We start from the raw sequence: 25,460 nt of genomic DNA, 5'->3' as shown, positions 1-25,460 counted from the left end.
TGTTGTAGGAGCGAGCTCTGCTCGCGAACGAAACGTCTTCGCGAGCAGAGCTCGCTCCTACAGGCTTTCAGCTAGCGCCTTGGGCACCGGCACCGGGAACTCCAACAGTTGCTGGGCGAAAGCCTTGCCCTGCGGGTCGATGCGCAGGCTGGCGACGCCGCCACCGCCCAGCGCGTTTTCCAGCAGGAAGTTGAGGCTGTGGCTGCCCGGCAGGTACCAGCGGCTAACGCGGCCCTGTTCGGCCTCCAGGGTATGCGCCATCCAGTTGGCCACGGCCTCGGGCGTCAGCGCAGCGGCTATCCACGCCAGGTATTCGGGCTTTCTCGCCATCACGCCGATGTTGCTGTGATTGCCCTTGTCGCCGGAGCGGGCCACGGCCAGGCGGATCAACGGTACGGCAGCGTCGGCTTCACCCTCGGAGACGGGCAGGGCGGCTGGCGCACGAAGCTGGGCTGGGTCGAAGGCGTCGACCTGGGGCAGGGTGACCGGCTGGCGTTCGCCATTGATCTCGACGCTCAGGGCGCAGGCATTCTTGTCCACCAGGAAGCTGAACAGGCGGATCACCGGGTAGACGGTGGGGCGGCCGCCGACGATGCCGGTCAGGCCCGGCGCCATGCCGGTGGCGGCCTGGGCGATCTCGCGGGAGAAGAGGATCAGCGCCTCCTTCCTGGCATGGCGTGCGGCGATTTTCACCACCACTTCGCGACTGTATTTGCGGTGGGCATGGTCGCCATAGGTGGCTTCGCTGCCCAGCAGCTCGATGCTGACCTCCTGATAAGGCCCCCAGCTGCGTTCGGCGAACATCTCTTCGGTCTTGTTGATGATCGCCTGGCTGACGCGCTCGGCCTTGGCCACGGCATCGATACCGGCCAGCAGAAAGCTGGCGGTGCAGCGAAAACCGTCCGGGTGCGTGGCACTGACCTTGTACTGCTCGGTGGGCGGCAGGCCGCGAGCGCCCTGGAGCTGCACACGGTTGTCGCCGACCTGGCTCAGTTCGACCTGGGTGAAGTCGCAGACCACGTCCGGCAGCAGATAGGCGCGCGGGTCGCCGATCTCGTAGAGCATCTGCTCGCCAACGGTAAAAGGCGTGACCAGGCCGCCGGAACCCTCCGGCTTGGTCACGACGAAACGGCCATCGCTTTCGACTTCGACGATGGGAAAACCGATGTGCTCGTAATCCGGCACATCGCGCCAGTCGGTGAAGTTGCCACCGGTGCACTGCGCGCCGCACTCGATGATGTGCCCGGCCAGCGCGGCCTGGGCCAGCTTGTCGTAATCGCTCCAGGCCCAGCCGAACTCGTGCACCAGGGCAGCGCTGACCACCGCGCTGTCGACCACGCGGCCGGTGATGACGATGTCGGCGCCGGCTTCCAATGCAGCGACGATGCCCGGTGCGCCCAGGTAGGCGTTGACCGAGACGCAAAAGGGCGGCAGCGGCGCGCCCGTGAACATCTCGCGAGTGCCGGCCTTGACCAGCTCGCCGAGTTTGGGTTGCAGATTGTCGCCGTGCAGCACGGCGATCTTCAGCTGTACGCCGGCCTGCTCGCACGCTGCGCTCAGGGCGTCGGCGCAGGCCATCGGGTTGACCCCGCCGGCGTTACTGATGACGCGGATTTTCTTCGCCGCCAGTTCGCCGAGCAGCGGGGTAAGTACCTCGACGAAGTCACGGGCATAACCGTCATCCGGCTTCTTCATGCGGGCGCCGGCCATGATCGACATGGTGATTTCGGCCAGGTAGTCGAACACCAGGTAATCCAGCTCGGCACCCCGAACAAGCTGGGCGGCAGCGGTAGAGGTGTCGCCCCAGAACGCGGAGGCGCAGCCGATGCGTACGGTTTTGTTCATTGGAATTGGCCCGTCACACATTGAAGGTGAGTCGACATTACCAAGCAAGCGCTTGGTTGAAAAGCGTCAAAGAAGGGCAAAGTGGCCAAAAGTGCGGCCAAGCGCTTGCTTGGTCAGCTGGCGGCGCATACATTTCATCAAGCAAGACAAGCACTTGCCGGCAGCATGAAGAATCCATCAGAACAATCGCCGTGCAGGGCAATCAGGGGGAGAAGTCAGCGTGGATGAACACAGAGCCCAGGCCGTGATGCAGGAACTGGTCGCCAGCGGCCAAGTGACCGATCCGGACAGTGCCCGCGGCAAGCTGTTGCAGATGGCCGCCCACCTGTTCCGCAGCAAGGGCTACGAGCGCACCACGGTGCGTGACCTGGCCGCCGCCATCGGCATTCAGTCGGGCAGCATCTTTCACCACTTCAAGAGCAAGGACGAAATCCTGCGCTCGGTGATGGAAGAGACCATCACCTACAACACTGCGCTGATGCGCGCCGCGCTGGCCGAGGCGCAGGGGATTCGCGAGCGGCTGCTGGCGCTGATCCGTTGCGAGCTGCAGTCGATCATGGGCGGCACCGGTGAGGCCATGGCGGTGTTGGTCTATGAGTGGCGCTCGCTCTCGGAGGAGGGGCAGGCTCAAGTTCTGGCGCTGCGCGACACCTACGAGCAGATCTGGCTGGCGGTGCTGGGCGAGGCGCGCGATGCGGGGTACTTCAAGGGCGACCCTTTCATTCAGCGACGCTTTCTCACCGGCGCTCTGAGCTGGACCAATACCTGGTTCCGACCGCAGGGGCCGATGAGCCTGGATCAACTGGCCGAAGAGGCGCTGTCGCTGGTGTGCAAAGACTTCTGAGCCGATTCGATCCCGGGAATCCCCAATACGCTAAGCGGTCCTCCGCCCTTGCAATGGCTCCAGATGGTGCAGGATTTGGGGCTATCGTCTGTTATCAATCAATAAAGTGCTGGCGTCATAAAATCTATCTAGTCGGTCAGGAGAGACTCGGGTAGGCTGCACCTCACTGGCAGAACGAATTGGGGATTCTAGATGCGGCATATGCGGCGCTGGGTTCATGGATGCGTGGGTGCCTTGTGTACGTTACTTGCCGGTTTTCTTTGCGCTGCCGAAGTGGTCAAGGTCGGCGGCGCGCATTTCCCGCCCTATGTGATCAAGTCCAATCTGCAGGAGTCGAGCGGACTGCTGCCGCAATTGCTCGAGGCGCTCAATCAAGCCCAGAGCGAATACCACTTCACCATGCTGCCCACTGCCATCGTGCGCCGCTTTGGCGACCTGCAGCGCGGACGCATCGACATGGCGATATTCGAGAATCCGCAATGGGGTTGGCAGGGCATCGATGCCGAAGCCGTCGACATGGGCCTGGAGGATGCGGAGGTTTTCGTCGCCAAGAGCGAAGAGCTGCGCGGCCAGCAGTATTTCGAGCAGCTGCAGGGCAAGCGTCTGGCGCTGTACCGTGGTTACCACTACGGCTTCGCCGGCTTCAACAGTGATCCGGAATTCCTCAGCAGCACCTTCAACGCCAACCTCGGTCATTCGCATGACAGCAACCTGCTGATGGTGCTGCGCGGGCGAGCCGATGTCGCGCTGGTGACCCGCTCCAATCTCTATGACTTCTTCGAGCGCAATCGTGAGTATGCGCGGCAGTTGCTTGTCTCGGAGCGTATCGATCAGGTCTATCGCCACCATGCGATGATTCGGGCCGGGGCGCCGATCAGCCCCGAACGCTTCGCCGCGCTGCTCGAGCAACTGCGGGTCAGCGGCGAATTGCAGCGTATCTTCTCGCCTTACCGCATTGCCGTCATGCCAGTCGTAGCGGATAACTCAGCAACAGAAAATGAACGAGATTGACCGCTGCATGCAGAGCGATGGCCAGGCTGATGCGGCCGCTGTAGTGAAAGGCCAGGCCGTAGCCCAATCCCGCACAGGCCGCCACCGCGGCGAATAGCGGACTGAAGGGCAGGTGGGCTGCGCCGAACAGAGCTGCCGTCAGCAGCAAACCAGGCCTGGTACCCAGGCGCTTGACCAGTGCCGGCTGCAGTACGCCGCGAAACAGCAGCTCCTCCGCCAGCACCGCCACACCGAGATTGACTGCCAACCACAGCAGCAGCCCTTGTGGCCATTTGGGTTGCCAGGCGACCAGCCCCAAGGCCATGGCGAGAACCGGTGTCAGCAGCAGGGTGGCGAGGCACACCAGCCAGGCCCATTGCAGCGATATGACGGGCCGGCGGGGTTGCCCCAGCCACCAGGCCAGCAGAGCGGTGCCCAGCAGCAGCTTGTCCCAGGAAAGACGCAGACCGTAGGGCGCAGCATCGGCGCTGATGAGGCGCGGTTGCCACAGTTGCCAGGGGCTGAAGCCGGGGATCAGGTGTGCCGCCAGGGCGATGCCGCCGAGCAGGATCAGAGACAGCCACAACCAGTCCGGCAGATGTCGCTCCCCGGCCAGCAGGAGCACGACGAACAGGCTGCCCAGCAGCAGCCCGAGGGGCTCGATGAAGCCCAGCCCCGTGCCCAGGGCCAGGGTAAGAACGGGGAACAGCAAGCGCAGATGCAGAAGCATGGCACCTTCCTCCTTGGAAGGCGCGCAGTCTAGCAGGCTGTCTCTGCGGGCGAGGAGAGCGGGCGCGCCTAGCGCTGGCGCTCGCGCGCGTCCTTGGCTTCCTGCTCGATGGCGCGTTTACGCATGCGTTCGAGCTGATCCTCGCTCAGGCGCATCTTCTTGGCGCTGCTGCGCAGTACCAGCAGGCTACCGATCACCGAGCCGAATACCAGGACCAGCAATAGCCAGACGTACCAGGGCATGACGAGTCCTCACGGGGGAATGTAGCCTTCACCATACCCCGCGATCCGAGAGTTGTCAGTTAGCCTGTAGCGCTACGGCTTGCAGATCGCTTTCGTCCTTGAGCTGCACGCCACTCAGTTGCAGGCGCAGCGCCTGGCGCGTCAGGTAGTCGAGTTTGTGCGCCGCCAGTTCGTAAGGCAGGCCCTCGGGACGTACGTTGGAGATGCAGTTGCGTGCGCTGTCCGGGCAGCCCAGCCGCGGCGCATGGGTCAGGTACAGGCCCAGGCTGTCCGGCGAAGACAGGCCAGGGCGTTCGCCGATCATCACGATCACCAGATGGGCGCGCAGCGCTTCGCCGATGCCGTCGCCAATCGCCACGCGGCCCTGTTCGGCCAGCACCACCGGGGTGTTGGCCCAATCGGTAGCGAAGCGTTCGCGAAAGACCTGCAGCAGCGGCAGGGCATGGCGCTGCACGGCGATGGCGGACAAGCCGTCGGCCAGCACGATGGCCAGTTCCGGTGCCGGAAGCTCGTGTTGCAGCTGCAGCCGGCAGTCGCCATGCAGGTGGCGGCCGTGATCCGGGCGCAGCAGGTAGGTCTGGCGGTCCTCGGCATTGCTGCGCACCTTCAGCACCCGGAAACCGGCGGCATGCAGCTGGTGCTTGAGCTTGTTGAAGTCCAGCGGGCGATGCACGGCATCGCGCGCCTGGGCATGGGCCAGGCCGAACTTGAGCACCTCGCGGGTGGGCAGGCTGCAGCCGACGCGGCCGAGGGCGATGCGCGCCGAGGTGTGCGCGCGCAGTTCGTCCCAGGGGTTGTGCTGGATCAGATCGTTGGCCATCACGCGGCTCCCGAGATATGTGGCAGTTGCTTGAGCAGGTGGTGGCCGCGGCCGATCTCGCGCAGGCGGCCGGTCGGTTCGGTAATGGCCATGCGCGCCAGCCAGGCATCGAACTCCGGGGCACGTTTCAGGCCCAGCACGCTGCGCAGGTACAGCGCATCGTGGAACGAGGTGCTCTGGTAGTTGAGCATGATGTCGTCGGCGCCCGGGATGCCCATGATGAAGTTGATGCCGGCCGCGCCGAGCAGGGTGAGCAGGCTGTCCATGTCGTCCTGATCGGCTTCGGCGTGGTTGGTGTAGCAGACGTCGCAGCCCATCGGCAGGCCGAGCAGCTTGGCGCAAAAGTGATCCTCCAGGCCGGCGCGGATGATCTGCTTGCCGTCGTAGAGGTATTCCGGGCCGATGAAGCCTACCACGGTGTTGACCAGCAGCGGGCGGAATTCACGGGCCACGGCGTAGGAGCGGGTTTCGCAGGTCTGCTGGTCGACGCCATGGTGGCCGCCGGCCGACAGCGCGCTGCCCTGGCCGGTTTCGAAGTACATGACGTTATCCCCCAGGGTGCCGCGACCGAGCGACAGCGCGGCTTCGTGAGCCTCGCGCAGGATCGCCAGGGAGACGCCGAATCCGGCGTTGGTGGCCTCGGTGCCGGCGATGGACTGGAACACCAGATCGATAGGCGCGCCGGCTTCGATGGCCTGGATCTGCGTGGTCACGTGGGTCAGCACGCAGCTCTGCATGGGGATTTCGAAGTGCTGGCGCACCTCGTCCATCATCTGCCACAGGCGCATCAGCGTCGGCAGCGAGTCGCTGGCCGGGTTGATGCCCACCGTGGCGTCGCCCGAGCCGTAGAGCAGGCCATCGAGCATGCTGGCGGCGATGCCGCGCACGTCGTCGGTGGGGTGATTGGGTTGCAGGCGCACGGCCAGATGACCGGGCAGGCCCAGGGTGTTGCGGAAACGGCTGATCACCTGGCATTTGCGCGCCACCAGAATCAGGTCCTGATTGCGCATCAGCTTGCTCACGGCGGCGACCATCTCCGGCGTCAGGCCGGCGGCTACGGCCGCCAGTCGCGCGCTGTCGGTCTTTTCCAGCAGCAGCCAGTCGCGCAGGTCACCCACGGTCAGGTGGCTGATCGGGGCGAAGGCAGCGGCATCATGGCGGTCGATGATCAGGCGGGTGACTTCGTCCTGTTCGTAGGGGATAAGCGCCTCGTCGAGAAAACGCTTGAGCGGCACCTCGGCCAGGGCCAGCTTGGCCGCCATGCGCTCTTCGTAGGTGGCGGCGGCCAGCCCCGCCAGGTAATCGCCGGAGCGCGCCGGGCTGGCCTTGGCCAGCAGCGTCTTGAGGTCGGCGAAGCGGTAGACCAGGCTGCCGATGGTGGTCTGGTAGGGCATGTCTGCAATCCGTAGCAAAGAGAACTCGCTTTGCCGTGCAGCGCTCATGCCAGCGCCTGACTGCCGCCAATGCGTAGTACGAGGAAGCTGTGGGACCTGTGTTGTGAATGAAATGAGTGCAGGGCAGAGCCTGATGCACCTGCCTGGCGCATCTGCGTGTGACACCTGTCACATGATGGCAACCTGATGCTGTTTGAATGGCGGCTTTCCGATCGCACGGGGAGGCCGTTCGTGACCCATGCCAGAGCGCTGCAATCGCTGATGCGAGCCGTCACGCCGCTCGCCGCATCGATGAGTATCAACGAGGTGGCCGACCTGTTCCTGGCCACCGAGCACCGTGCGTTTCTCTCCCTGCCGGTGGTGGATGAGCATAATCGGCCGATCGGCCTGGTTAGCCGCGCCACCCTGCAGGACATCTTCATGCAGCGTTTCGGGCGCGACCTGCGCGGCCGCCACCCGGTTGGCGAGGTGATGAACGATGCGCCGCTGATCGTCAGCCTGCAAGCCAGCCTGGAGGAGGCCTCGAAGCAGGTCTCCGCGCAGTTGCAGTACCCGATCACCGAGGACTTTATCCTGATCGATGTCCAGGGTAAGTACTGCGGACTGGGCACGGTCCTGGACCTGCTCAAAGCCATGGAGGCGAGGGTAGCCCAGCGCAACCGTGTACTGCGTCAGGCCCTGGTGGACCTCAAGGAATCCCAGGCACAACTGCTGCAGTCGGAAAAGATGGCATCGCTCGGGCAGATGGTCGCTGGCGTCGCTCATGAGCTGAACACGCCGCTGGGCTATGTGAAGAACAACGTGCAGTTATTGCGCGAACTGAGTGAGCCGCTGTTCGAACTCGCCGCCGCCCAGGCGCGGCTGGGCCAATGCCTGAACGACCCCGATTGCGATGAGGCGAGCCTTGCTCAGGCGTTGCAGGCTGCCGAACAGGCTCGCCAGCAGGCCGCGCCGGAACTGCTGGCCGAGGACCTGCAGCAGCTGTATGGCGACACCCTTTACGGCCTGGAGCAGATTGCCGAACTGGTGGTTGGTCTCAAGGATTTCGCCCGTCTCGACCGCGCCATGAGCGAGGAGGTCGACCTCAACGACTGCATCCGCAGCGCGCTGCTGATCGCGCGCAATAACATCAAGGACAAGGCCGAAGTGGTGCAGCAACTTGGCGAGTTGCCGCGTATCGCCTGTGCGCCATCGCAGATCAACCAGGTGCTGCTCAACTTGCTGACCAACGCCGCCCAGGCCATCGATGGCATGGGGCGCATCCAGATTCGCAGCTGGGCCGATGCCCAGGGCATCCACATCTCGCTGCAGGACAACGGCCGTGGCATGCCCGCTGAGGTCATGGCGAAGATATTCGATCCCTTCTTCACCACCAAACCGGTCGGCCAGGGCACCGGCCTGGGTTTGTCCATCAGCTACAAGATCGTCCAGGACCATGGCGGCCAGATTCGCGTCGCCTCCGAGCCGGGACGAGGCACGCGCTTTCTTATCAGCCTGCCACTGCCCGCCACCGTCGCCATGCAAAGGAGCGCCTGATGTCTGCACCCGTTCGCATCATGTTCGTCGACGATGAGGAGCGCATTCTGCGCAGTCTCGCCCTGCAGTTTCGCCGCCATTACGAGGTGCTGACCGAAAGCGACCCGCTGCGCGCGCTGCAGCGACTGCGTGAGGAACACATTGATGTGCTGATCAGCGACCAGCGCATGCCGCTGATGAGTGGGGCACAGCTGCTGGCCGAAGCGCGTGAGATCGCGCCGAATACATTGCGCATCCTGCTCACCGGTTATTCCGATCTGGATGCCGCGGTGGACGCATTGAACAACGGTGGCATCTTCCGCTATCTGACCAAACCCTGGGATCAGCAGGAAATGGCGTTCACCCTGCGCCAGGCGGCCGAGCTGGCCGTGCGTCAGGCGCAGCCGCTGCAGGCTGTTGCCAGCGAGAAGCTGAGCGCGCCGTTGACGCTGCTGTTGCTGGACGACGAGCCGGACACGCTCGGCGTTGTAGGCGATTTCTGCGTTGCGGGCGGCCACAACCTGCTACGTGCCCGCAATCTGGCCGAGGCCATGTTGATGCTCAATAACGACAACGTGGACATTCTGGTCAGCGACCTCAAGCTGGCCGGCGAAGACACCGCGCCGCTGCTCAAGACCCTGGCACAAGCGCATCCGCGCCTGCTCAGCCTGGTGGTCACGCCGTTTCAGGACACCCAGGCGCTGCTGCGACTGGTCAACGAGGCGCAGATATTTCGTTATCTGCCCAAGCCGATTCGCCGCGGCTTGTTCGAGAAAGGGCTCAAGGCCGCCGCCGAGCAGGCTTTGATCTGGCGCGCACAGCCGCAGCAGGTGGTCAGCCGTCTGGCCGAGGCGCCGCGTGACGAGCGTGAGCAGGAGAAGGTGGGCAGTTTGATGGGCATGCTCGGCCGTCTGCGTGAGCGTCTGATTGCCTGATCGGCCGGAAAACCTTGTAGGAGCGAGCTCTGCTCGCGAAAACGCGTTCGCGAGCAGAGCTCGCTCCTACGGCTTCCCCCAGCGTATTTCCCGTAAGACCCTGCCTGTGTGCTGGTCTTAGGCCATGACCAGCGCCCGCGAGCTTTGCGCTACAATGCGCGGCGTTCTTTACCTGTCCGAGACCCGTTCATGCCCGCCTGCCAAACTCCGATCATCGTCGCCCTCGACTTTCCCAGCCGTGATGCCGCTCTGGCCCTGGCCGATCAGCTCGATCCGGCGCTGTGCCGGGTCAAGGTCGGCAAGGAGCTGTTCACCCGCAGCGGCCCGCAGGTGGTCGAGGCGCTGCAGGCCAAGGGCTTCGAGCTGTTTCTCGATCTGAAATTCCACGACATTCCCAACACCACGGCGATGGCGGTTAGGGCCGCGGCGGAGCTGGGCGTGTGGATGGTCAACGTGCACTGTTCCGGTGGCCTGCGCATGATGGCGGCCTGCCGCAATGAACTGGACAAGCTGGCCGGCGCCAAGCCGCTGTTGATCGGCGTGACGGTGCTGACCAGCATGGAACAGCAGGACCTGGCCGGCATCGGCCTGGACGTGCCGCCGCAGGAGCAGGTGCTGCGACTGGCCGGCCTGGCCGCCGATGCCGGGCTCGATGGCCTGGTCTGCTCGGCGCAGGAGGCCCGCGCGCTGAAAGTCGCGCAGCCGCGCCTGCAACTGGTGACCCCGGGCATCCGCCCTGCCGGCAGCAGCGCCGACGACCAGAAGCGCATCCTCACCCCGAGCCAGGCGCTGGAGGCCGGCTCCGACTACCTGGTGATCGGTCGCCCGATCAGTCAGGCCGCCGATCCGGCGCAGGCCTTGGCTGACGTGGTCGCAGAACTGCGCGCCTGAGCCCTGTCGCCCGGATGAGATCCGGGGCGGCCTGGCACGCCGTCCGATCTTTACCGGATTTCATCCGGGCTGCCCGCTGATCGCAGCGCCGCGCTGGTGAAGTCGCCATCAGTGCCCTGCATAACCCACCACTCCAGAGCCTGATAGTGCTGCTCGCCGTCTGGCTTGCTGGCTAGACTCCTCGCCAATTCAACAAGAATCGCTGCGAGGAAGCAGACATGAGCATGACGTTCTCCGGCCAGGTCGCCCTGGTCACCGGCGCTGCCGCCGGTATTGGCCGTGCCACGGCCCAGACCTTCGCCGCCGAAGGGCTGAAGGTGGTGGTTTCCGACGTGGATGTGGCAGGCGGCGAGGGTACCGTCGAGCTGATTCGCGCGGCCGGTGGCGAGGCCTGCTTCGTGCGCTGTGACGTGACCCGCGACGCCGAGGTCAAGGCGCTGCTGGACGCCACGGTGGCGCAATACGGTCGTCTGGATTACGCCTTCAACAACGCCGGCATCGAGATCGAGCAGGGCAAGCTGGCCGATGGCAACGAGGCCGAGTTCGACGCGATCATGGGCGTCAACGTCAAGGGCGTGTGGCTGTGCATGAAGCACCAGATTCCGCTGCTGCTGGCCCAGGGCGGTGGTGCCATCGTCAATACCGCATCGGTGGCTGGCCTCGGGGCCGCGCCGAAGATGAGTATCTACGCCGCTTCCAAGCATGCGGTCATCGGCCTGACCAAATCCGCAGCGGTGGAGTACGCGAAGAAAAAAGTCCGCGTCAACGCGGTGTGCCCGGCGGTGATCGACACCGATATGTTCCGCCGCGCCTATGAAGCCGATCCGAAGAAGGCCGAGTTCGCCGCTGCCATGCACCCGGTGGGGCGTATCGGCAAGGTCGAGGAAATCGCCGCCGCGGTGCTTTACCTGTGCAGCGACCATGCGGCTTTCACCACCGGCCATGCGTTGGCGGTCGATGGCGGCGCTACGGCAATCTGAAGGCTTTGGCCCGCAGGCTAAGGTTGGCTCGCAGGGCCACTGTCAGCAGTGGCCCTGACTGCGCAAAATCCTGCCAGGTTCAACTGGAGCGATAACAATAATGACCGCCGACCCCTTGCTGACGTTTTTCCTTCCCGCTGCACTGGGCATCATCATGCTCGGGCTTGGCCTGTCCCTGAGCCTGGCCGACTTCGCCCGTGTGGCCAAATTTCCCAAACCGGTATTGATCGGGCTGGCCTGCCAACTGCTGTTGTTGCCACTGGCGTGTTTCTTCCTGGCCAAACTGTTCGGTCTGGCACCGGCATTGGCCGTCGGCCTGATGCTGCTGGCGGCCTCGCCAGGCGGCACCACGGCCAACCTCTACAGCCATCTGGCCCATGGCGACGTAGCGCTGAACATCACCCTCACTGCGGTCAATTCGGTCATTGCGATCCTGACCATGCCGCTGATCGTCAATCTGTCGCTGGCATACTTCATGTCCGCCGATCAGGCCATTCCGCTGCAGTTCGCCAAGGTGGTGCAGGTGTTCATCATCGTCCTCGGCCCGGTGGCGATCGGCATGTGGTTGCGCAGCCGCTTCCCAGGGTTCGCCGAGCGCATGCAGAAGCCGGTGAAAATCGTCTCGGCGCTGTTCCTGCTGCTGATCATCCTGCTGGCGGTGGCCAAGGACTGGCGTACTTTCGTGGACTACGCACCCTCGGTCGGTGGTGCGGCGCTGGCCTTCAACCTGCTGAGCATGGCGGTGGGCTACTGCGTGCCACGCTTGCTCAAGCTCAACCTGCGCCAGGCGATTGCCATCGCCATGGAGATCGGCATCCACAACGGCACCCTGGCCATCGCCCTGGCGCTGAGCCCGGCGCTGCTGAACAACCCGACCATGGCCATCCCCGCGGCCATCTACAGCCTGATCATGTTCATCACGGCGGCGTTGTTCGGTTTGTGGGTCAATCGGGTGCATGGCGCCGAGCTGGCCGAGCCAGTGGTGCAAGGGGAGAAGGCGTAGCGTTGAAGAATGGCGGAGGGGCTTGCCTGCGATAGTCGCGGCTAAGCCCCTCCCACTTTCGACGGAGACCGTAGCCCGGATTGCATCTGGCTACAGAGAATCTACCGCTTGCCCCAGTTCAGCACGGCCAGAGTCAGCAGGCCGGCGACGATACCCCAGAACGCCGAGCCGACACCGGCCAGCGTCATGCCCGAGGCGGTGACCAGAAAGGTGATCAGCGCCGCTTCGCGCTCGTTGGGCTCGCTCATGGCCTGGGTCAGGCCGCCGATGATCGAGGCGAACAGTGCCAGCGCGGCGATTGAAAGAATCAACGCTGCCGGTAGCGCCGCGAACAGTGAGGCCAGGGTGGCGCCGAAAATGCCGGCGATGGCGTAGAACACCCCGCACCAGACCGCCGCGGTGTAGCGTTTGCGCGGATCTTCATGAGCCTCCGGGCCGGCGCAGATGGCAGCGCTGATGGCGGCCATGTGAATCCCGTGGCTGCCGAACGGCGCCATCAGAATCGATACCAGGCCGGTGCTGGTCAGTAGCGGCGAGGCCGGCACGTCATAGCCGTTGGCGCGCAATACGGCCATGCCCGGCAGGTTCTGCGAAGCCATGGCAACGATGAACAGCGGAATACCGATACTGATTGCCGCGGCCAGCGAGAAGGTTGGCGTGGTCCATTCAGGCGTGGCCAGTTGCAGCTGGAAGTCCTTGAAGTCCAGCAGACCGAAGACCGCCGCCAGTACGCTGCCGACGATCAGTGCGCAGAGCACCGAGTAGCGCGGCCACAGGCGTTTGCCAAGCAGGTAGGCGAGCAGCATGGCAACCACCAGAATGGGTTGCTGCTCGGCGGCCACGCAGATTTCCAGGCCGATCTTGAACAGCACGCCAGCCAGCAGCGCGGCAGCAATGGAGGCGGGGATGCGGCGCATCAGGCGGTCGAAGGTGCCGGTCAGACCGATCAGCACGATCAGGCCCGAGGCCAGGATGTAGGCGCCAATCGCCTCGCCATAGGAGACCTGCGGCAGGCTGGTGATCAGCAGCGCGGCGCCGGGAGTGGACCAGGCGATCATCACCGGCGCGCGGTAGCGCAGCGAAAGCACGATGCAGCACAGCGCCATGCCGATCGACAGCGCCCAGATCCACGAAGAGATCTGCCCTGCTGTGAGGCCGGCAGCCTGACCGGCCTGGAACATCAGCACCAGGGAACTGGTATAGCCGGTGAGCATGGCGATGAAGCCAGCGACCACGGCCGAGGTGGAGGTGTCCGCCAGTGGTCGCAGGCGGGTAGGGGCGGCGTCTTGCATCAGAACATTCCAGTGTCGACGATGATGGGATAGAGCGAGGCGACCAGCAGCAGCGCCATGCCGATGTTGAATGCGCGCAGGGCGCGCGGGTTGTCCAGCCACTTGCGCAGCATGCTGCCGGCGACGGTCCACAAACCTACGCTGGGGCAGTTGACCAACGCGAACAGGGCTGCGATCAGCAACACGTTGCTGAAAAAACCATCCTGCGGTGTATAGGTGGTAATGGCGCCGATGGCCATGATCCACGCCTTCGGGTTGACCCACTGAAAGGCCGCTGCCTGAATGAAGGTGAAGGGTTTGGCCTCCGGGTTCTCACGGCTTTGCGGCGCGCCGGACTGGGCGATCTTCCAAGCCAGGTAGAGCAGATACGCAGCGCCGACATAGCGCAGCACATCGTGCAGCACCGGCAGGCGCTGGAACACCTGGCCAAGGCCCAGCCCTACGGCGGCCACCAGCAGCATGAAACCCAGGCTGATGCCGAGCATGTGCGGAATGCTGCGGCGCACACCAAAGTTCACGCCGGAGGCGAGCAGCATCATGTTGTTGGGGCCAGGCGTCACCGAGGTGACGAAGGCGAAGGCGATGAAGGCGAGCAGCAGTTCGGTGGACATGGTCGTTCTCCCGGGACTGGCAAAGCCTATTGCGCCACCGCAGCGGCGTCGCGGTACAGCCATGGCTGGGTTGGGCCGTACAGTCTGGCCAAGCGCTGCCTGGGTGGTTAGCCTCGGATTTTTGCCGAACAGGGATAAAGGCCATGCAACCGGACAATCCTTACAGTACGCCTGAGGTGGAATTGCTCGACGGCTCCGATGCTCGGGCATTGCCGGGTTGGCATGCCAGGCAGTTGCGTGTACTTGGCTGGCTGGCGCTGGTCTCGGTGCTGGGCAATGCGCTGGTGGTCGGGCTGACGTTCGCCGGCGCGCTGCTGGAAGCGCATGAGGCCGAGCTGCTGTTTACCTACACCGACTGGCTGGGTCTGGTGCTGGTACTGCTTGGCTGCTACCTGCTGCTGCGCTTCAAGGCCTTTGCCGAAGCCCGCTTTGCTGCACGAAACCTGGGCGCACCGGTATGGGCTGTGCTGGCAGGTTCTCTGTTGCTGGAGCTGGTCGATTTACTGTTCGGCGAGCAGCTGTTTACTGGGCTCGACTGGCAGACTTTGAGCTATATGACGCTGCTGTGCCTGACAGGGATAGGCACCACCTGGCTGGGCATCCGGCTGCTCAAGCTGCAATACCCTTATCCGCCACTGAAGGTGATGGCCTGGCTCGATATCGTCGGTGGGCTGATGTTGGCCACCGTGCTGTTGATGCTGCTGGCGCTGCTGCCGTTGCTCGGCGCCGGGGTGGCGCTGATGTTGGTGTTCTTCAGAGGGGCTGCCGAGTTGCAGGCGGCCGATCACCTGCGCCCGAAGTGACGAGAGCCGCCCATGGGCGGCTCTGGTTTTTCAGCGTCTTACCATTTGTAGTCGAGGCTCGCCGTCACGCGGCGGGGGTCGCCGGCATAGCAGTAGAAACCGTCGCAGGTGGCCAGGTATTCCTTGTCGAACAGGTTGTTGGCGTTGAGCGATACGCTGGCACCACGCAGGCTGGCATCGAGCTGACCGAGGTCGTAGCGCACCGCAGCGTCGTAGACGGTGTAAGCGCTGCTGTGGCCGTCGGAGGCGTCACGTACGAAACCCATGTTGCCGACGGCAATATTATCGGTGGAGCCGACAAAACGGGCGCCAAAACCGACGCCGAAGCCCGCCAGCATACCCCGGTTCCAGTCGTAGTCGGCCCAGATCGACGCCTGATGCTCGGGAATCAGCGGCAGGGCGCGGTTCTTGTCACGAGGATCAGCCGTATCGATCATTTTGCTATTGGTATAGGTGTAGGAGGCGGTCAGGCTGATGCTTTCAGTGATGCTGCCGGTGGCCTCCAGCTCCAGGCCGCGAACTTCTACTTCACGCACGGGCTCGCTGGCCCCCAGTGTGTTGGTCGTGATGATGTTCTGGCGTTTCAGATCGTAAACTGCGGCAGTTAACAGCATTTCGCTGCCAGGCGGTTGGTACTTGATGCCCAGTTCATACTGCTTGCCCGTGCTGGGCTGGAAGGCTTCTCCACTGCCAGCGCCGGTGTCTACCATGCCGCCTGCTTCGGCCTGGAAGGATTCGGCATAGGACACGTAAGGTGTGAAACCTGAGTCGAACACGTAGCTCAGCGCGGCGTTGCCGCTGAATTGGCTATCGCGGCGACTGTCCCTGGCATTGTTGGCGTTATAGAAGACCGAGTCGGTATCCAGCCGATCCCAGCGACCGCCCAGGGTCAGGCGCCAGGCGTCGAGTGCCATCTGGTCCTGCAGATAGAGGCCGGTATTACGGCGTTTCTGGTTGTAGTCCTGAAAGGCTGAGTAAGTGACGCCGCTAAAGTCCTGCCCATAGACCGGGCGGATGATGTTGCTGCTCGGCGCTGTGCCATACAGCCAGCGGTAATCGGTGTCGACGCGCAAATAGTCGACGCCGAGCAGCAGGGTATGCCCGACTACGCCAGTGTTGAAATCGGCCTGGAAGTTGTTGTCCACGGCGAAGTGGCTGATGTTTTCGTCATACACGTTCGCGCCGCGCGCAACGGTGCCGTCGTCAGCGACAGCGGTGGCCCAGCCGCCAGCCGTGATGATCTGGTTATCCAGTTCGAGTTTGCTGTAGCGCAGGTTCTGATTGAACTGCCAGATATCGTTGATACGGTGCTCGAAGGCATAGCCCAGTGCATAGAAGGTCTTGTCGTAGAACTCCCAGTCAGGGTCGCCAAGGTTCTTGTGGTAGTCGACCTTGCCGGCCGGCGTGCCCAGCTTGGTGCCCTGCAGCGGCAGGAACTGGCTGGTGCCGCCGGTATCGTCACGGTTGAACTGACCGAGGAAGGTCAGCCTGGTGTCGTCGGCGATATTCCAGGTCAGGCTTGGCGCGAGATTGAAACGCTGATCGTCGATATGTTCGACGGTGGTGCCGCTGTCACGGCCGGTGCCGCTGAAACGGTAGAGAAACTGGCCTTCATCATCGATTTTGCCAGTGCTGTCGAAGCTGATCTGCTTGTGGTTGTAGTTACCGACCTGGACCTGTACTTCATGGCTGCTTTCAGCCTGCGGGCGGCGGCTGACGGCATCCACCAGGCCACCGGGCGGCGTCTGGCCATACACAGCCGAGGCGGGGCCGCGCAGCACGGCGACACGCTCCAGATTCCAGGTTTCCAGCTTGGCCATGGTGTAGCTGCCCTTGGGCAGCGGCAGGCCGTCGAGCATCTGGATCGGCTCGAAGCCGCGGATCTTCATCCAGTCGGCGCGGCTGTCGCTGCCGTAGCTGCTGGCGATCACCCCTGGCATGTAGCGCACGGCGTCATCGAGGTTCTGCACCTTGCGGTCCTGCATCTGTTCGCGGGTGGCGACGGAGATCGAGCGCGGCGTTTCCAGCAGCGGCGTGTCGGTCTTGGTGCCGGTCGCGGTGCGGTTGGCCAGGTAGCCGCGGGTCGGGCCCAGCGCCGTTTCGGCGGCCTGCTCGCTGGCGGTGACGGTCACGTCCGGCAGTGCTACGGCAGCTTCCGCTGCCGGGACCAGGCTGTAGGCGCCGCCGCTGCCTTGCAGCTGCAGGCCGGTGCCACGCAGCGCCTGATTGAGCGCTTCGATGGCCTCGTAGTCACCCGTGACCGGTGCCGAGCTTTTGCCCTCGGTCAGCGTGGGATCGATGCTCAGTGTTACGCCGGCCTGGCTGGCGATCTGGTTGAGCGTGGTGGCCAAGGGACCGGCCGGCAACTGATAGGGCTCGGCATGAGTCAGCCCGGCATGGCCGGCTAAGGCGATGGTCAGGGCCAGCAGCGTATGGCGGAACGGGGCAGGGCGGAAGGACATTGCGAACCTCTCCTAAGAGTTAATGTATCTCAATGCCCTTCTGCCGAAGCAGAAAGGAAAAGTGACAGGGGCGGGAAAAATTATTTTTCCGCCGGCACCACGCGGGTCCACCAGGGCCCCAGCCGCTCGGCCCGTACTGGCAGGCTCAATGCCAGCGCTGCCAGCGCCTTGTCACTGTCATGCAGGGGGAAACTGCCGCTGATGCGCAGCCCGGCCAGACTGGGATCGAGGCTCAGAAAGCCGCTGTGGTATTCCCCAAGCTGGTCGATCAGGTGTTGCAGCGGCAGGTTGTCCGCCACCAGCATGCCGCGGCTCCAGGCGTCGGCGCCGACCGGCGCGGGGCTGCTGGCGCTGAGGTGCTGGCTGTCCATGCGCACCTGTTCACCGCTGTGAATGATGCGCTCCTGCGAGCCGGCCAGCGGCCTGGCTGCGACCGCCGACTGCAACACGATCAACTCGGTCGCGGCGCCGTCGCGCCGCACCAGAAAGCGCGTGCCCAGCGCCCGCAAACGCCCCTGATCCGTCTCGACGATGAACGGTCGGGCATCGCCATTGGCCGTCTGGATCAGAATCTCGCCGCTGCGCAGATGCAGGCGTCGTTCGTTGTCGTCGAACTCGATATCCAGTGCACTGCGGCTGTTGAGGCGAATCTGGCTGCGGTCGGTGAGCAACAGGTCGCGCTGCTCGCCGCTGGCCGTATGGTAGTCGGCGAAATAATCACCCAGCGGGCGTTGCTGAGCCAGCAGCGTGACGCCGGTGGCCAGCAGCAGGCCGAGAGCACCACCGCCAAGCCGGCGCAGACTGCGTCGACGGCTGGCATTGCCTTGTAGCAGTGCGCGTCGTGCCATGGGGGCGCTGGCTGCGTAGAGTTGCTGGTCGATCCCGCCAAGACGCCGCCAGACCAGGCCATGCTCCGGGTGAGCAGCCAACCAGTCGGCGAAATCGTTGCGCTGCTGTTCGCTGGCTTCGCCGGAGTCGAGGCACAGTTGCCAGGCGATGGCTTCATCGAGCACGCGCGCCGAGACCTGGCTCATCGCGGCGCTCCGTACAGCGCGACATAGCACTGGCGCAGAGCCTGGGCGAGGTACTGACGCACGCGGGATGGCGACACGCCAAGGCGTTCAGCGATCTCGGCATGGCCCAGACCATCCAGCCGGTTATAGAAGAAGGCCGCGCGTGCCTTGCTCGACAGTTGGTCGAGGAGGCGGTCGATTTCGGCCAACTGTTCCAGCGCCAGTGTCTGTTCCTCCGGGCTCGGCTGCACGGCTTCGGGAGCTTGCGCGAGTTCTTCCAGATAGGCGCGCTCCAACGCGCTGCGGCGGAACTGGTCGACCAGCAGGCCCTTGGCGATGGTGGTCAGCAGCGCCCTGGGCTCGCGTGGGCTGTGCAGATCAGTACGACCGAGCAGGCGTACGAAAGTGTCCTGGCTCAGGTCTTCGGCGCGCTGCGCACAGTTCAGGCTTCTGCGCAGCCAGCCGAACAGCCAGTCACGGTGGTCGCGGTAAAGCAGACCGACCAGCTGCTGATCGCTGGAATCCTGAACCGACACGCGCACCTCGCGATATCTAAGTTAAGGTGATAATGATTCGCATATGATTGCAGAGCTCGTGTCAGGGTGCAATCACGCAATTGCTGGCGTGACCGGTGGTGCGGGCCAACGAAAGAGGCAGGTTGAGTCGGGGAGTGGAAGGGCTCAGGTGCGTTCTTGGCGGCTGCGTGCCAGGGCGTGATTGACCTCCAGCCAGCCGCGCACCGCATCTTCGCTCATTTCGGCGAACGCGCGCTGCAGCAGGCGCGCCTGCTCACGGCGCAGGGCCTGTTCCAGCTTGGCGCCTTCTGGCGTGAAGCCGAGCAGGCGTTTGCGCTTGTCGTCAGCGGCGGCTTCGCTTTGCACCAGGTTCATCTCGATCAGCTGGCGCAGCGGCATGTTCAGCGCCTGTTTGCTCACACCCAGATAACCCAGCAGCTCGGTCATGTTCAGGCCCGGATACTTGGCGATGAAAAATAGTATGCGGTGATGCACGCGTGACAGGCCGCGCTTGGCCAGCATTTCGTCGGGCTTGGCGGTGAAGGCCTGGTAGCCGAAGAAGAAGGCTTCCATGGCGGCTTGCTGAGTAGCGGCATTCTTGATGACCTGCAGGCCTTGACGGCCGCCCTGTGCGCCCTCGAGGGGCGACGTTAAAAACTTCTCGGGGAAATTTTTTAGGTCAGACATATTGACGTATCTCGGGCTGCGGGCGTAGTTTCGGTCAAGCAGTTTGACTTAATTCCAATGACTTTTGCACCCCAGGACATCCAATGGCCTTCTCCGAACGCATCGCCCGCCTGAAAAGCTCTCTGATTCGTGAAATCCTTGCCGCGGCGCAGCGTCCGGAGGTGATGTCGTTCGCCGGTGGTCTGCCGGCCGAGCCGATGTTGCCCAAGGTGGACTGGACCGAGATGCCGGCGAGTATGGGCCAATACGGCATGAGCGAGGGCGAGCCGGCGCTGCGCGAAGCCATCGCTGCCGAGGCGCGTGCATTGGGCGTACCCTGTGAGGCCAGCCAGGTGCTGATCGTCAGCGGCTCGCAGCAGACGCTGGATCTGGCCTCGAAGTTGTTCATCGATCCGGGCACCGAAGTGTTGCTCGAAGCGCCGACCTACCTGGCCGCACTGCAGGCCTTCCAGCTGTTCGGTGCCGATTGCATCAGCGTGCCGCAGGAAGCCGACGGCCCCGAGCTGGCGGCGCTGCGCCAGCGTCTGGAAAACCACAAGCCGGCTTTCGCCTACCTGATCCCGACCTTCCAGAACCCGTCCGGCACCCGTTACAGCGAAGCCAAGCGCGAAGCGGTGGCGGCACTGCTCGACGAGTTCGGCGTGACCCTGATCGAGGACGAGCCGTACCGCGAGCTGGTGTTCGATGAAGGCAGCGCCACGCCCATCGTCAGCCGCCTGAAGAAGGCCAGCTGGATCTACACCGGCACCGTATCCAAGACCCTGCTGCCGGGCCTGCGCGTCGGCTACCTGATCGCCACCAAGGACCTTTACCCGCATCTGCTGCGTCTGAAGCAGTCGGCCGACCTGCACACCAACCGCATCGGTCAGTGGCAGGCGCTGCAGTGGCTGGGCAGCGAGCAGTACCGGGGCCATCTGGCCGAGCTACGTGATTTCTACCGCATTCGTCGCGACGCCATGCAGGCCGCGCTGCAGGAACACTTCGGCGATCTGGCCACGTGGGAAATCCCGCAGGGCGGTCTGTTCTTCTGGCTGACCCTGAAGCAGCCGCTGGATACCCGCACGCTGCTCGATGCGGCACTGGGGCAGAACGTCGCCTTCATGCCGGGCGAGCCGTTCTTCATCGATCCGGATGCCAACCCCGGTCACCTGCGACTGAACTTCAGCCACGTGGCGCCGGAGCGTCTGGGCGAGGGGCTGCGCCGGCTGGCGGCGGTGATTCGTGATGCGCAGAGTGCGTGATTGGATGTTCCCCTGTAGGAGCGGATTTATCCGCGATTCGCGGCTGAAGCGAAATGCTGCCCAGCCGCTCCTACCAAGGCAGGGGTGATTGGCGGCGAGCTTGCCGCGACGTTTTGATAGGGAGGGCAATGCGATGTTCAAGGTCTACGGCGATTACCGTTCGGGCAACTGCTACAAGGTCAAGCTGATGCTGCATCTGCTCGGCAAACCCTATGAATGGGTGCTGATCGATATTCTCAAGGGCGAGACGCAGAGCGAAGCCTTCCTGGCCAAGAACCCCAACGGCAAGATTCCGGTGCTGGAGCTGGACGACGGCACCTGCCTGTGGGAGTCCAATGCCATCCTCAATTACCTGGCCGATGGCAGCGAGTTTCTGCCGACCGAGCCACGCCTGCGCACCCAGGTGCTGCAATGGCAGTTCTTCGAGCAGTACAGCCACGAGCCCTACGTTGCAGTCGCGCGTTTCATCCAGCTCTACCAGGGCATGCCCGAGGAGCGCCGCGAGGAACACGCGCGCTGCCTGAAGCTCGGCTACAAGGCCCTCAAAGTGATGGAGAAACAGCTCGAGCGTACGCCCTACCTGGTCGGCGAGCATTACTCCATCGCCGATATCGCCCTGTATGCCTACACCCATGTGGCGGGTGAGGGCGGCTTCAGCCTCGACGCCTTCCCGGCTGTGCGCGCCTGGGTCGAACGCGTCGCCAGCCATCCACGTCATGTGACCATGCTGGGCTGAGCCGCCCGGGCGGCTGGCAGCTGAGCCAGCCTCGGCTAGAGTTTGGCGGTAACCGCACGAAGGAGCCGCCATGTCGGATGGGAATCGCAAGCTGGGCCTGGGGGCGCTGACCGCGCTGGTGGTGGGCTCGATGGTCGGCGGCGGAATCTTCTCGCTGCCACAGAACATTGCCGCGCGGGCCGATGTCGGCGCCGTGCTGATCGGCTGGGGCATTACCGCAGTAGGCATGCTGGCCTTGGCCTTCGTGTTTCAGAGCCTGGCCAACCGCAAGCCGCAGCTCGACGGTGGGGTGTACGTCTACGCCAAGGCAGGGCTGGGCGATTACATGGGGTTTTCCTCGGCCTGGGGCTACTGGATCAGCGCCTGGCTGGGCAACGTCGGCTACTTCGTCCTGCTGTTCTCGACTCTGGGTTACTTCTTCCCGGCCTTCGGCCAGGGCAACACGCCGCTGGCCATCGCCTGTGCCTCGGTGTTGTTGTGGTGCGTACACGCCCTGGTGCTGCGCGGCATCAAGGAGGCGGCGCTGATCAACCTGATCACCACAGTGGCCAAGCTGGTGCCGATCCTGGTGTTCATCGTTATCGTCGGCCTGGCCTTCGACCGTGACATCTTCACCCGTGACATCTGGGGGCGCAGCAATCCGCAATTCGGTGGCGTGCTGGAGCAGGTGCGCAACATGATGCTGGTCACCGTGTTCGTGTTCATTGGTATCGAAGGGGCGAGCGTGTACTCGTCGCGCGCCGAGCGCCGCCGCGATGTGGGCAAGGCCACGGTGATCGGTTTTCTCGGCGTGCTGGCGCTGTTGATGCTGGTTAACCTGCTGTCGCTGGGGGTGATGAGCCAGCCCGAGCTGGCGGCGCTGCAGAACCCGTCCATGGCCGGAGTGCTGGAGCATGTGGTGGGGCGCTGGGGCGCGGTTTTCATCAGCATCGGCCTGGCGATTTCGCTGCTTGGCGCATTGCTGTCCTGGGCGCTGCTGTGCGCCGAAATCCTCTTCGTCTCTGCCAAGGACGGCACCATGCCGGCCTTCCTGCACCGCGAGAATGCCAATCAGGTGCCGGTCAACGCGCTGTGGCTGACCAACGGCATGATCCAGCTGATTCTGCTGATCACCCTGTTTTCCCAAGGCACCTACCTGTCGCTGATCTACCTGGCGTCGTCGATGATTCTGGTGCCCTACCTGTGGTCGGCGGTCTATGCGCTGTTGCTGGCGCTGCGCGGCGAAACCTACGAAGGCCAGGCCGGGCTGCGCCGCAAGGATCTGGCCATCGGCCTGCTGGCGGTGGGCTAAGCGATCTGGCTGTTGTATGCCGGCGGGGTCAAGTACCTGCTGCTGTCGGCGCTGCTCTACGCGCCGGGAGCGCTGCTGTTTCGCCAGGCCAAGCGCGAGCAGGGGCAGGTACTGTTCGCCCGCTACGAATGGCCGATCTTCGCCGCCGTATTGCTGACCGCCGTTCTGGCCGGCTATGGCCTGTATGCCGGTCACCTGACGCTCTAGCAGGCCGTTGAAAAACTACCTGCGTTGGCAATACTGCGTTAAAAACGGCCTCGCGTGCGAGCCCAGTCAAAATGCTCATTTACAACGCGTAAACTGCGCTTTTTCGGCCGTTTTTGCCTTGTCTTGCCTGCCTCGCTTACGTTTTTCAAGGGCCTGCTAGCGCTGGACAAAGCGGCCAGCGCGCGGATAATCCGCCCCATCGCCCTCTGACCCTGGCCTCGCGACCCCTATGCGCAAATCCCTGCGTACCGCCCTCATCTGGATGCTGATGCTGGCCCTGCCGGCACAGGCCATGGCGGCGCTCGGCATGCAGTTGTGCGAGCAGGTGCATCGCAGCGGCGCTCTGCAGATCAGCGCCAGTCAGCACGGCGAGCACGGTATGCACCACGACATGGCGGCCGACAGCGCACATGGCGCGCATCAGGACGCTGCCCCGCTGGCCAGCAGCGATGCTCCCGCCGATGGCAGCCTCTGCACCCTGTGCGCCTTCTGCGTCGGTGTCGCAGCGCCCAGCCAGCCGTTTCTGAACGACTCTGCCCTGCAAACCGTCGAGCCGGCTACAGCCTGGCCCGACCGCCTTATCGTCGGTGTGGCCGACACGCCCGAACGCCCCCCGCGTCTTTCTCTCGTCTGAGCCCCCTAGTTAGCGCCGTCCTGCGGCGCCTGTAGCTCACGCGGCCGCCTGGCCGCCGTATGCGAGAACACATCATGACTTTGCATTCCCTTGCCGGAAGGCTGCTGGGCATCACTGCCCTGGCGCTGCCCGGCATCCTGATGGCGGCCCAGCCCGATCCGCTGGACGCCAACGCCGCCGTGCCGGCGCAGGATTACCGTTCCCCTTTGCAAGACTACCGCGCCCAGGCCGACGAGCCGTTGCAGGACTGGCGCGCGGCCAACGATCTGGTCGGCCGTATCGGCGGCTGGCGCACCTACAGCATGGAAGGCTGGGAGCAGCCGGCCGAGCAGGGCGCCGAACCCGTCGAGGGAGGTGGCCATGACCACCATTAAACCCGCCGTACTGCTCTGCGCCGCGCTGCTGCTGGCCGGCTGCGCCGGCTTCAGCCAGGACGGCGGCTTCGACCCGGTGCAGCAAAGCGCCGAGCGCCAGCTGGACAAGCAACTGCTGTGGGCGCGCGACGAGGCCGACCGTGGGCAGATCGAGGCGCGCGTCGCCGAGCTGCTGGCCGACCCCCTGAGTCTGGACGCCGCAGTGCAGCTGGCGCTGCTCAACAACCGAGGTCTGCAGGCATCCTTCGACGAGCTGGGCATCGGCGAGGCCGATCGCGTGCAGGCCGGGCGCCTGCCCAATCCCGGCTTCTCCTACGGTCGTCTGGAAAAGGGCAGCGAGGTCGAATACGAGCGCGGCCTGCACCTGAATCTGGCGCGGCTGATCGCCCTGCCGCTGACCTCGCGCCTGGAAGGACGGCGCTTCGAGCAACTGCAGCGGCAGACCAGCCTGGCGGTGTTCGACCTGGCCAGCGAGACGCGCAAGGCCTGGTACCAGGCGGTCGCCGCCGAGGAGAGCCTGGTCTACGCGCGGCAGGTGCTGGACGCCGCCGAAGCCGGCGCCGAGCTGGCCCGGCGCCTGGCCGCGGTGGGCAACTTCAGCAAGTTGCAGCAGGCCGAGCAGCAGAACTTCTACGCCGAGGCCGGCATCGGACTGATCCAGGCCGAACAGGCGCGGGTGCGCAGCCGCGAGCAGCTGACTCGGCTGCTCGGCCTGTGGGGCGAGCAGCTCGACTACCGCCTGCCCGAACGCCTGCCGGCGCTGCCGAAAACCGCGGACGAGTTGCCGGACGTGGAGCGCCTGGCCATGAACCAGCGCCAGGACATCCAGGCCGTGCGCCTGGATGCAGAGCGCCTGGCGCAGAACCTCGGCCTGAGCCGCACCACGCGTTTCATCAACGTGCTGGAGCTGGGCGTGGTCAACAACCGTTCCAACGAGGAGCCGACCCAGCGAGGCTACGAGATCAGCGTCGAGCTGCCGCTGTTCGACTGGAACGGGGCCAAGGTGGCGCGGGCCGAGGCGCAGTATCGCCAGGCGCTCAACCGCGCCGCCGAGACGGCGATCAACGCCCGCTCGCAGGTGCGCGAGGCCTACCACGCCTACCGCAACGCCTTCGAACTGGCGCAGCACTACCGCACCGAGGTACTGCCGCTGCGCCAGCGCATCGCCGAGGAAAACCTGCTGCGCTTCAACGGCATGTTCATCAGCACCTTCGACCTGCTCGCCGATGCGCGCCGGCAGATGCAGGCGGTGGATGGCTACCTGCAGGCGCAACGCGACTTCTGGCTGGCGCGCGCCGACCTCGACATGGCCCTGTTGGGCGCCCCCAATCCCTCGCTCGGCGCGGCGCCTGCCGCTGCTGCCGGGCCGGCCGCCGCCGCCGGCCATTGAACAAGGAATTTCCCA

General features: G+C 64.4%; 26 protein-coding genes. 15 read left to right on the top strand and 11 right to left on the bottom strand.

All coding sequences use genetic code 11. The annotated features are described in order from the left end of the window. Positions 1-57: 57 nt before the first annotated feature. Positions 58-1,845, bottom strand: a complete 1,788-nt coding sequence (locus GYB81_RS19410; protein WP_161865286.1) for an acyclic terpene utilization AtuA family protein — start codon at positions 1,843-1,845, stop codon at positions 58-60. A gap of 220 nt (positions 1,846-2,065) precedes the next feature. On the opposite strand from GYB81_RS19410, the gene GYB81_RS19405 reads away from it, so the two are divergent. Then, positions 2,066-2,689 carry a TetR/AcrR family transcriptional regulator gene (locus GYB81_RS19405; protein WP_218573855.1) on the top strand — a complete coding sequence of 208 codons (624 nt, stop codon included), beginning with the start codon at positions 2,066-2,068 and terminating at the stop codon, positions 2,687-2,689. Positions 2,690-2,881: 192 nt separating this feature from the next. Further along, entirely contained in the window at positions 2,882-3,700 is an 819-nt protein-coding gene (locus GYB81_RS19400; protein ID WP_178101798.1) for a substrate-binding periplasmic protein, read from the top strand. Here GYB81_RS19400 and GYB81_RS19395 read toward each other — a convergent pair. The 4 genes from GYB81_RS19395 to GYB81_RS19380 all read right to left on the bottom strand — a co-directional run bounded on the left by GYB81_RS19395 (position 3,651) and on the right by GYB81_RS19380 (position 6,865). Continuing rightward, entirely contained in the window at positions 3,651-4,409 is a 759-nt protein-coding gene (locus tag GYB81_RS19395; RefSeq protein ID WP_161865284.1) for a CPBP family intramembrane glutamic endopeptidase, read from the bottom strand. The two genes, GYB81_RS19400 and GYB81_RS19395, sit on opposite strands and share 50 nt — an antisense overlap. 68 nt (positions 4,410-4,477) lie before the next feature. Next, positions 4,478-4,651: a DUF2897 family protein gene (locus GYB81_RS19390; RefSeq protein ID WP_161865283.1), complete on the bottom strand. Its 174-nt coding sequence runs from the start codon at positions 4,649-4,651 to the stop codon at positions 4,478-4,480. Between the two features lie 55 nt (positions 4,652-4,706). After that, a complete protein-coding gene (eutC, locus tag GYB81_RS19385) occupies positions 4,707-5,471 on the bottom strand; it encodes an ethanolamine ammonia-lyase subunit EutC (protein WP_161865282.1) in 765 nt (254 codons plus the stop codon). Further along, positions 5,471-6,865: an ethanolamine ammonia-lyase subunit EutB gene (locus GYB81_RS19380; protein WP_161865281.1), complete on the bottom strand. Its 1,395-nt coding sequence runs from the start codon at positions 6,863-6,865 to the stop codon at positions 5,471-5,473. Before GYB81_RS19380 ends, eutC begins: the two co-directional genes overlap by 1 nt. Before the next feature lie 231 nt (positions 6,866-7,096). Between GYB81_RS19380 and GYB81_RS19375 the strand changes: the two genes are divergently transcribed. The 5 genes from GYB81_RS19375 to GYB81_RS19355 all read left to right on the top strand — a co-directional run bounded on the left by GYB81_RS19375 (position 7,097) and on the right by GYB81_RS19355 (position 12,189). Continuing rightward, the gene (locus GYB81_RS19375; RefSeq protein ID WP_161865280.1) at positions 7,097-8,401 is read left to right on the top strand and encodes an ATP-binding protein; all 1,305 of its coding nucleotides are present in this window, start codon (positions 7,097-7,099) and stop codon (positions 8,399-8,401) included. After that, on the top strand, positions 8,398-9,315 hold the full coding sequence (locus tag GYB81_RS19370; protein ID WP_161865358.1) for a response regulator: 918 nt from the start codon (positions 8,398-8,400) through the stop codon (positions 9,313-9,315). Before GYB81_RS19375 ends, GYB81_RS19370 begins: the two co-directional genes overlap by 4 nt. 189 nt (positions 9,316-9,504) lie before the next feature. Beyond that, positions 9,505-10,206: an orotidine-5'-phosphate decarboxylase gene (gene pyrF / locus GYB81_RS19365; RefSeq protein WP_161865279.1), complete on the top strand. Its 702-nt coding sequence runs from the start codon at positions 9,505-9,507 to the stop codon at positions 10,204-10,206. Between the two features lie 218 nt (positions 10,207-10,424). Next, positions 10,425-11,186: an SDR family oxidoreductase gene (locus tag GYB81_RS19360; RefSeq protein ID WP_161865278.1), complete on the top strand. Its 762-nt coding sequence runs from the start codon at positions 10,425-10,427 to the stop codon at positions 11,184-11,186. A gap of 100 nt (positions 11,187-11,286) precedes the next feature. Continuing rightward, positions 11,287-12,189: a bile acid:sodium symporter family protein gene (locus GYB81_RS19355; protein ID WP_161865277.1), complete on the top strand. Its 903-nt coding sequence runs from the start codon at positions 11,287-11,289 to the stop codon at positions 12,187-12,189. A 101-nt stretch (positions 12,190-12,290) separates the two neighbouring features. On the opposite strand, the gene GYB81_RS19350 is transcribed toward GYB81_RS19355, so the two are convergent. Then, positions 12,291-13,481: a benzoate/H(+) symporter BenE family transporter gene (locus GYB81_RS19350; RefSeq protein ID WP_161865276.1), complete on the bottom strand. Its 1,191-nt coding sequence runs from the start codon at positions 13,479-13,481 to the stop codon at positions 12,291-12,293. After that, positions 13,481-14,092 carry a LysE family translocator gene (locus GYB81_RS19345; RefSeq protein WP_017677277.1) on the bottom strand — a complete coding sequence of 204 codons (612 nt, stop codon included), beginning with the start codon at positions 14,090-14,092 and terminating at the stop codon, positions 13,481-13,483. Before GYB81_RS19345 ends, GYB81_RS19350 begins: the two co-directional genes overlap by 1 nt. A 143-nt stretch (positions 14,093-14,235) precedes the next feature. Here GYB81_RS19345 and GYB81_RS19340 point away from each other — a divergent pair, with 143 nt between their 5' ends. Next, positions 14,236-14,895: a hypothetical protein gene (locus GYB81_RS19340; RefSeq protein ID WP_161865275.1), complete on the top strand. Its 660-nt coding sequence runs from the start codon at positions 14,236-14,238 to the stop codon at positions 14,893-14,895. Between the two features lie 38 nt (positions 14,896-14,933). On the opposite strand, the gene GYB81_RS19335 is transcribed toward GYB81_RS19340, so the two are convergent. The 4 genes from GYB81_RS19335 to GYB81_RS19320 all read right to left on the bottom strand — a co-directional run bounded on the left by GYB81_RS19335 (position 14,934) and on the right by GYB81_RS19320 (position 19,572). After that, positions 14,934-17,357, bottom strand: coding sequence for a TonB-dependent siderophore receptor (locus GYB81_RS19335; RefSeq protein ID WP_161865274.1), 2,424 nt, complete (start codon positions 17,355-17,357; stop codon positions 14,934-14,936). An 80-nt stretch (positions 17,358-17,437) separates the two neighbouring features. Next, positions 17,438-18,391 carry a FecR domain-containing protein gene (locus GYB81_RS19330; protein ID WP_161865273.1) on the bottom strand — a complete coding sequence of 318 codons (954 nt, stop codon included), beginning with the start codon at positions 18,389-18,391 and terminating at the stop codon, positions 17,438-17,440. Then, complete coding sequence (locus tag GYB81_RS19325; RefSeq protein WP_438810726.1) at positions 18,388-18,912, bottom strand: RNA polymerase sigma factor; 525 nt, start codon at positions 18,910-18,912, stop codon at positions 18,388-18,390. The genes GYB81_RS19330 and GYB81_RS19325 overlap by 4 nt, the downstream gene beginning before the upstream one ends. Before the next feature lie 138 nt (positions 18,913-19,050). After that, the gene (locus GYB81_RS19320; protein ID WP_161897939.1) at positions 19,051-19,572 is read right to left on the bottom strand and encodes a MarR family winged helix-turn-helix transcriptional regulator; all 522 of its coding nucleotides are present in this window, start codon (positions 19,570-19,572) and stop codon (positions 19,051-19,053) included. A gap of 83 nt (positions 19,573-19,655) precedes the next feature. Between GYB81_RS19320 and GYB81_RS19315 the strand changes: the two genes are divergently transcribed. From GYB81_RS19315 to GYB81_RS19290, 7 genes are all read left to right on the top strand, one after another. Beyond that, entirely contained in the window at positions 19,656-20,813 is a 1,158-nt protein-coding gene (locus GYB81_RS19315) for an aminotransferase-like domain-containing protein (RefSeq protein ID WP_161865270.1), read from the top strand. Between the two features lie 133 nt (positions 20,814-20,946). After that, on the top strand, positions 20,947-21,549 hold the full coding sequence (locus tag GYB81_RS19310) for a glutathione S-transferase family protein (RefSeq protein WP_161865269.1): 603 nt from the start codon (positions 20,947-20,949) through the stop codon (positions 21,547-21,549). Positions 21,550-21,619: 70 nt separating this feature from the next. Further along, positions 21,620-22,840: an arginine-ornithine antiporter gene (gene arcD, locus GYB81_RS19305; protein WP_438810725.1), complete on the top strand. Its 1,221-nt coding sequence runs from the start codon at positions 21,620-21,622 to the stop codon at positions 22,838-22,840. 12 nt (positions 22,841-22,852) lie between these two features. Beyond that, positions 22,853-23,047 carry a hypothetical protein gene (locus GYB81_RS25310; protein WP_438810724.1) on the top strand — a complete coding sequence of 65 codons (195 nt, stop codon included), beginning with the start codon at positions 22,853-22,855 and terminating at the stop codon, positions 23,045-23,047. Positions 23,048-23,276: 229 nt separating this feature from the next. Next, entirely contained in the window at positions 23,277-23,681 is a 405-nt protein-coding gene (locus tag GYB81_RS19300) for a hypothetical protein (RefSeq protein WP_161865268.1), read from the top strand. 74 nt (positions 23,682-23,755) lie between these two features. Next, positions 23,756-24,055, top strand: coding sequence for a hypothetical protein (locus tag GYB81_RS19295; RefSeq protein WP_161865267.1), 300 nt, complete (start codon positions 23,756-23,758; stop codon positions 24,053-24,055). Then, positions 24,042-25,445 (top strand): TolC family protein, encoded by a 1,404-nt coding sequence (locus GYB81_RS19290; protein WP_161865266.1) that lies wholly within the window; start codon positions 24,042-24,044, stop codon positions 25,443-25,445. Before GYB81_RS19295 ends, GYB81_RS19290 begins: the two co-directional genes overlap by 14 nt. Positions 25,446-25,460: the final 15 nt, after the last annotated feature.

Source organism: Pseudomonas yangonensis (assembly GCF_009932725.1).
Lineage (GTDB): Bacteria > Pseudomonadota > Gammaproteobacteria > Pseudomonadales > Pseudomonadaceae > Aquipseudomonas > Aquipseudomonas yangonensis.
This window is presented reverse-complemented; position numbering and strand designations above follow the sequence as displayed.

Excerpts from the sequence above, each read along its gene's own strand:
- GYB81_RS19300 (WP_161865268.1), top strand. The coding sequence starts at position 23,277 with ATGCGCAAATCCCTGCGTACCGCCCTCATCTGGATGCTGATGCTGGCC.
- GYB81_RS19345 (WP_017677277.1), bottom strand. The coding sequence starts at position 14,092 with ATGTCCACCGAACTGCTGCTCGCCTTCATCGCCTTCGCCTTCGTCACC.
- GYB81_RS19310 (WP_161865269.1), top strand. The coding sequence starts at position 20,947 with ATGTTCAAGGTCTACGGCGATTACCGTTCGGGCAACTGCTACAAGGTC.
- GYB81_RS19355 (WP_161865277.1), top strand. The coding sequence starts at position 11,287 with ATGACCGCCGACCCCTTGCTGACGTTTTTCCTTCCCGCTGCACTGGGC.
- GYB81_RS19350 (WP_161865276.1), bottom strand. The coding sequence starts at position 13,481 with ATGCAAGACGCCGCCCCTACCCGCCTGCGACCACTGGCGGACACCTCC.
- GYB81_RS19295 (WP_161865267.1), top strand. The coding sequence starts at position 23,756 with ATGACTTTGCATTCCCTTGCCGGAAGGCTGCTGGGCATCACTGCCCTG.
- GYB81_RS19335 (WP_161865274.1), bottom strand. The coding sequence starts at position 17,357 with ATGTCCTTCCGCCCTGCCCCGTTCCGCCATACGCTGCTGGCCCTGACC.
- GYB81_RS19330 (WP_161865273.1), bottom strand. The coding sequence starts at position 18,391 with ATGAGCCAGGTCTCGGCGCGCGTGCTCGATGAAGCCATCGCCTGGCAA.
- GYB81_RS19400 (WP_178101798.1), top strand. The coding sequence starts at position 2,882 with ATGCGGCATATGCGGCGCTGGGTTCATGGATGCGTGGGTGCCTTGTGT.
- GYB81_RS19290 (WP_161865266.1), top strand. The coding sequence starts at position 24,042 with ATGACCACCATTAAACCCGCCGTACTGCTCTGCGCCGCGCTGCTGCTG.
- GYB81_RS19360 (WP_161865278.1), top strand. The coding sequence starts at position 10,425 with ATGAGCATGACGTTCTCCGGCCAGGTCGCCCTGGTCACCGGCGCTGCC.
- GYB81_RS19390 (WP_161865283.1), bottom strand. The coding sequence starts at position 4,651 with ATGCCCTGGTACGTCTGGCTATTGCTGGTCCTGGTATTCGGCTCGGTG.
- arcD (WP_438810725.1), top strand. The coding sequence starts at position 21,620 with ATGTCGGATGGGAATCGCAAGCTGGGCCTGGGGGCGCTGACCGCGCTG.
- pyrF (WP_161865279.1), top strand. The coding sequence starts at position 9,505 with ATGCCCGCCTGCCAAACTCCGATCATCGTCGCCCTCGACTTTCCCAGC.
- GYB81_RS19315 (WP_161865270.1), top strand. The coding sequence starts at position 19,656 with ATGGCCTTCTCCGAACGCATCGCCCGCCTGAAAAGCTCTCTGATTCGT.
- GYB81_RS19410 (WP_161865286.1), bottom strand. The coding sequence starts at position 1,845 with ATGAACAAAACCGTACGCATCGGCTGCGCCTCCGCGTTCTGGGGCGAC.
- GYB81_RS19380 (WP_161865281.1), bottom strand. The coding sequence starts at position 6,865 with ATGCCCTACCAGACCACCATCGGCAGCCTGGTCTACCGCTTCGCCGAC.
- eutC (WP_161865282.1), bottom strand. The coding sequence starts at position 5,471 with ATGGCCAACGATCTGATCCAGCACAACCCCTGGGACGAACTGCGCGCG.
- GYB81_RS19340 (WP_161865275.1), top strand. The coding sequence starts at position 14,236 with ATGCAACCGGACAATCCTTACAGTACGCCTGAGGTGGAATTGCTCGAC.
- GYB81_RS19320 (WP_161897939.1), bottom strand. The coding sequence starts at position 19,572 with ATGTCTGACCTAAAAAATTTCCCCGAGAAGTTTTTAACGTCGCCCCTC.
- GYB81_RS19395 (WP_161865284.1), bottom strand. The coding sequence starts at position 4,409 with ATGCTTCTGCATCTGCGCTTGCTGTTCCCCGTTCTTACCCTGGCCCTG.